At 68.4% G+C, this 4,603-nt stretch carries 5 protein-coding genes and 1 pseudogene; 3 read left to right on the top strand and 3 right to left on the bottom strand.

Features of this window, described 5'->3' with window-relative positions; translation table 11 throughout:
* Positions 1–195 precede the first annotated feature (195 nt).
* Positions 196–498, bottom strand: a pseudogene (locus Q7A36_RS38465) (integrase core domain-containing protein); the annotation flags it as partial.
* A gap of 58 nt (positions 499–556) precedes the next feature.
* Between Q7A36_RS38465 and Q7A36_RS38470 the strand changes: the two are divergent.
* Both Q7A36_RS38470 and Q7A36_RS38475 read left to right on the top strand, forming a co-directional pair.
* A complete protein-coding gene (locus Q7A36_RS38470) occupies positions 557–826 on the top strand; it encodes a tripartite tricarboxylate transporter substrate-binding protein (RefSeq protein WP_305109081.1) in 270 nt (89 codons plus the stop codon).
* Positions 827–873: 47 nt separating this feature from the next.
* A complete protein-coding gene (locus Q7A36_RS38475; protein ID WP_305109077.1) occupies positions 874–1,674 on the top strand; it encodes an SDR family NAD(P)-dependent oxidoreductase in 801 nt (266 codons plus the stop codon).
* Positions 1,675–2,132: 458 nt separating this feature from the next.
* Here Q7A36_RS38475 and Q7A36_RS38480 read toward each other — a convergent pair whose 3' ends face one another.
* Both Q7A36_RS38480 and Q7A36_RS38485 read right to left on the bottom strand, forming a co-directional pair.
* The gene (locus Q7A36_RS38480) at positions 2,133–2,594 is read right to left on the bottom strand and encodes a hypothetical protein (RefSeq protein WP_305109078.1); all 462 of its coding nucleotides are present in this window, start codon (positions 2,592–2,594) and stop codon (positions 2,133–2,135) included.
* Positions 2,595–2,849: 255 nt separating this feature from the next.
* Positions 2,850–3,377, bottom strand: a complete 528-nt coding sequence (locus Q7A36_RS38485) for a hypothetical protein (RefSeq protein WP_305109079.1) — start codon at positions 3,375–3,377, stop codon at positions 2,850–2,852.
* 298 nt (positions 3,378–3,675) lie between these two features.
* Between Q7A36_RS38485 and Q7A36_RS38490 the strand changes: the two genes are divergently transcribed.
* Positions 3,676–4,603 (top strand): nitroreductase family protein (locus Q7A36_RS38490; protein ID WP_305109080.1); only part of this gene is annotated, 928 nt, incomplete at its 3' end.

Raw genomic sequence — 4,603 nt, forward strand, 5'->3', positions numbered from 1 at the left:
CTAATCAGGCGGCCAAGGGTAGGGTGGCCGGTGGGCACTGAGCAAGGCTGCGTTGCTCGGCTCGGACCTGGTTGGGGGTGCAGTAGCCGTGCCGGGCGACGAGCCAAGCGGTGTTGTAGTGGGCGACGAAGTCCTGCAGCCCGCGACGCAACTCTTTGAACCGCCCCGGGTTCGCCGGCGGCTGATTGGCTTGAGTCACGCCGCCAGGGCGGGTGCCTCGATCTGGGCATAGTAGCGCGCTTCGGCCTCGGCTGGTGGCATGTTGCCGATCGGCTCGAGGAGGCGACGATTGTTGTACCAGTCGACCCACTCCAGGGTGGCGAACTCGACAGCCTCCATGGTGCGCCATGGTCCGCGCCGCCGTATCACCTCGGTCTTGAACAAGCCGATTACCGTCTCAGCCAACGCGTTGTCGTAGGAGTCGCCGACGCTACCGACCGAGGGCTCGATGCCAGCCTCGACCAGCCGCTCTATGTACCGAATCGCAACGTATTGGGCGGATTCAAGTGGTCGTCGCAACACCACGGCCGCGCGTCGCAACCCGCTGTTGCCGGAGGTGCCGACCGCGGCCGAGGCTGGGCTGCCTGACTTCGAGGTGAGTTCCTGGCAGGCGGTGATGGCGCCGGCCGCGACCCCGGCCACCCTGCGCGAGCGGATCGCTGGTGAGATCACCGCGATCCTGCGCGAACCCACGGCCGCCGAAGCCCTGGAAGCGGGCGGCTACACCGTGGCCGGCGGCACACCCGCTGAATACGGCGCCTTTCAGTGCGCCGAGATCGCGCGCTGGCGCCAAGTGGCGCAGGCCGCGAACATCATCCTCGACTGACGGTGCACCCGGGGCGCCAACCACCGACATCCATGGAGTGCAGGACCATGTCGCAGCGTTTCGCGGGCAAGATCGCCATTGTCACCGGCGCCGGTTGCGTCGGGCCCGGCTGGGGCAATGGCCGTGCCATTGCCGTCGGGCTGGCCCGCGAAGGAGCAACGGTGATCGGCGTGGACCGCGCGTCGGAGAGCATGACGGAGACGGCGGAGCGGATCGCCTCCGAGGGCGGCCGCTTCGAGGCCGCGGTGCTCGACGTGACCGACAGCGCCGCCATCGCCCGGCTGGTGGCCGACGTGGTTGCGCGCCATGGCCGGATCGACGTGCTGGTGAACAATGTCGGCGGCTCGGCCGCCGGTGGCCCGGTGGAGATGGCCGAGGAGGTCTGGGACCTGCAGGTCGACACCAACCTGAAGAGTGTCTTCCTGACGCTCAAGCACGTGCTGCCGGTCATGGAGGCGCAGGGGAGTGGCGCGGTGGTGAACCTCGCCTCGACCTCCGGCATCCGCTGGACCGGCGCGGCGCAGGTCGCCTATGCGGCGTCCAAGGCGGGGGTGATCCAGCTCTCGCGCGTGGTCGCGGTGCAAAACGCCGCCAGGGGCATCCGGGTGAATACGGTGGTGCCGGGACAGATGCACACCCCGATGGTGGAGGTGCGGCTGGCCGGCCAGCGCGCCGGCGGGGATGTGGAGGCGCTCGTGAAGCCGCGTTTGGCGCGCATCCCGGTGGGTTTCGCGGGCGATGGGCGGGACACTGCCAATGCCGTGCTGTTCCTTGCCTCCGAAGAAGCGCGCTTCGTGACCGGCACGGAACTCGTGGTTGACGGCGGCATGTCTGTCCGCTGCGGATAGGCTGGTGTAGCGTAGCTCGACATCAGCGCCTGTTGGTCCTTGCCCGTCGAGTTCGACGCGCTGAGAGTCCCGAGGGCGGTGGGACTGAGCAGGGCACCAAGAGCCGGTGCCCTGCGGCCATCACACAAATGCGGACAGGCCGCTTTCGGCCAGACCACGCAGCGGGGCGTGAGGCCAGGTAAGCTGCATTTATGTCCGCTCACGACCGAGGCTGTGTGAAAATTCGATGTCTTCGCTCAGTTACGCATGTTCGCGTCGCAGGCCTTCAGCGGTAAGCAATCGTGCTTCGCACCAGCCTTCCGAGATGCAGCAGAGTTGCTGATTGCCGTTACGGTAAGACGCTTTCACACAGCCTGCGCCCAACTCAGCTATAGTAAAAAGAGATCGCGTAAAGCCGCGGTACGAACGTTATGGCAAGGCGGCAGCCGTCCGGGGAACATTGCCGCGTGCCGCGAGCGTCAATGCAATCTCGCTGCCCAGGCTGATCCGTTGCACGAGCCCGATCGCGGCGGTGCCGGGGCCGGGGCGTGAATGCAGATTTCGCAGTCACGCGCGGCCGCCGCCAAGCGCATAGCGAGCGGCAGGGCCGGCATGACGGCGGGCTGCTCGAGCCAGTCCGCCAGGACGTCCAGGCCGCTCAGGACATCGCCGCGCTGCAATGCGCCCAGGAGCGCCAGCAGGAACTCCTCGTCGCGCCCAACCAGGGGGCAGAGGCGGCAGCGAATGTCGAGCGGGCGCCGCATGCCGCGGCGAAGGGCGTCGAGGAAGGCGCCGAAGGCCTGCACGGCGTCGTCCGTCAGCTCCCCCTCGGCGCAGACGGCGTGCCAATCGGGCGTAGCGGCGCCATCGGGACGATGCGCGGCGACCCAGGTCCGCAGCACGGCGATGCAGAAGAGCGCCTCCGGCTCAAGATCCCGCACGGGCCGGCCCTCATCGGCCTCCTCGCGGTGCATGCAGGCCGCCATCGCCTTACGCCCTGCTCTCTGGGCGGTCCAGGGCGCGCCGTTCGTCGCCGCGCGGGCCGGGGCCGGGCGGCTGCGACGGAGCCGGCGCCTCCCGGCGGCCATCCGCTGTCCTGTGCCCAGGCTCCTGGGACGCGCCGCGGTCCCGTTGCAGGAGGGCGACCAGCGCCGTGACGCCGAGCGAGTGATTTCGGAGCATCGGGGCTGCCTCCGTCAGTGACGGGTGGAGAGGGATAGCGGCCAGGGCGCTGCGCCCGCCGGATCCGGTCCGGCGAGACCGGCCAACAGCCGGGGCCGGAGCGCGAGCCCGGCGGCCAGGAACAATGCCCCCAACCCCTGGAGCGGCCCGAGGGCGAAGCCGGCACCGATCCCGGACAGGAAGCCGTCTTGCAGCACCTCCGCGGCCAGCCCGGTTTCCCCGCCCTGGGCAAGCCGCGCAGCATGAAGCAGGCGCTGTTCGTCCGCGGTGAGCCGCGGGCATTGCGGGCAGCCGATCTGCACCGGCCGGCGTGCGGTGCGGGCCAGGACGCGCATGAGCATGTCGAGCGACGCCGCCGCAGGCGGGATGCCGGCGGCCGCCATGCTCCCGCCGAGCCGCGGCAGCGGGTCCCGCGACTGCCGGAGGTCAGCGAGCCAGCCGCGCAGGCCGTGGAGTAGGAGGGTCTCGGCCGGGTCGAGCGCCTCGACTGTGCCGGGATAGCCGTGCAGGACGCGTGGCGCGAAGGGCATGATGCGGCCCATAGGCTAGCTCCCGGTGCTGGTCGGGGGCAGTGAACCTCAAATGAGAATGCGTCGCAACTGCAATTTGGCGCGGTCGGGGACTTTCCGGCACCTCAAGCGGTGGCCGGCCGCGAGATCGCCATGCCAATCAGGCAGCCGCCAGAGGACGGCACGAGAACGGGTGACAAGCTGGGCGACGGAGCGCGATAGTCGTTGCTCAAGGCCCGCCATGATCAGCGTCGCTCGGAGAACATTGCCGTGCGAAGATCCAGGCTCAGCGGAGCTGGAGCCGCACACAAATACCGCGCACGATTATTGAGTGACATTCATCCGTGCGCTCGGCATCACCCCCGATGGATGGGCGCGAGCGGTTCCACCCTGGTACGTGACCAACGTGCCACCGCGTCTGCACCCCAAGTCATTCTGGACACAGAACGCAATGAATGAACCCGCCGAGCCGGCTTCCCTCCACTACCCTGAGCTGCTCGAGGTGATCCGCCGCCGCCGCAGTGTACGCAAGTTCGAGAAGGGTCGCGCTGTCGGGCGGGAGACCCTGCTCCGCATCGCCGAGTGCGGCCGATGGGCGCCCACCGGCGCCAACACGCAGTGCTGGGACCTGGTCATCGTCGAGGATCCTGAGCGTCGGCAGCAGGTGCTCGACGTGTTCCTTCGCCAGGCGCAGCGGCTGGTGGCTCATGCCAGGGGCTTTCCGGCGGTGATGAAGACCTACCTCGCGAATACCGTCGCCATCTTCATTGTGCTTGGCGACCCGCGCTGGAAGCGCTGCTTCCCGCAGGGCACGACCGACGCTTACCGAGCCGAATACGCCGAGAACAACGACCGCATCTACCTCGCCTCCATCGGCGCCGCCGTACAGAACATCCAGCTCGGCGTGACCGCGGCGGGCCTGACCTCCGCGTGGCTTTCCGGGGGCGCCGAGGCCACGACGAACCGGGAACTCAGCGCGTTGCTCGGTTATCCGTCGTATCTCGAGGCCATCGGCACCATCCCCGTCGTTTATCCGGAAAAGACCGTCTCCTCCCGCTACAGGCGGCCGTTGGACCAGCTCGTTCACTGGAACGGCTACCAACCCCATCAGCATCGCCCTGATGAGATGATCGACTTCTACATCGACGAACTGCGTCCCTTCGCCATGTACCGCGGCTCCGAGGATCTCCTCGAGTGGGAGGATGCGGAGGTCAGGCTTGGCGCCTGGAAAGACGCCTTCACCAGTGCCCGCACCTGTT

It is taken from the genome of Paracraurococcus lichenis (assembly GCF_030657435.1).
Taxonomy (GTDB): Bacteria; Pseudomonadota; Alphaproteobacteria; order Acetobacterales; family Acetobacteraceae; genus Paracraurococcus; species Paracraurococcus lichenis.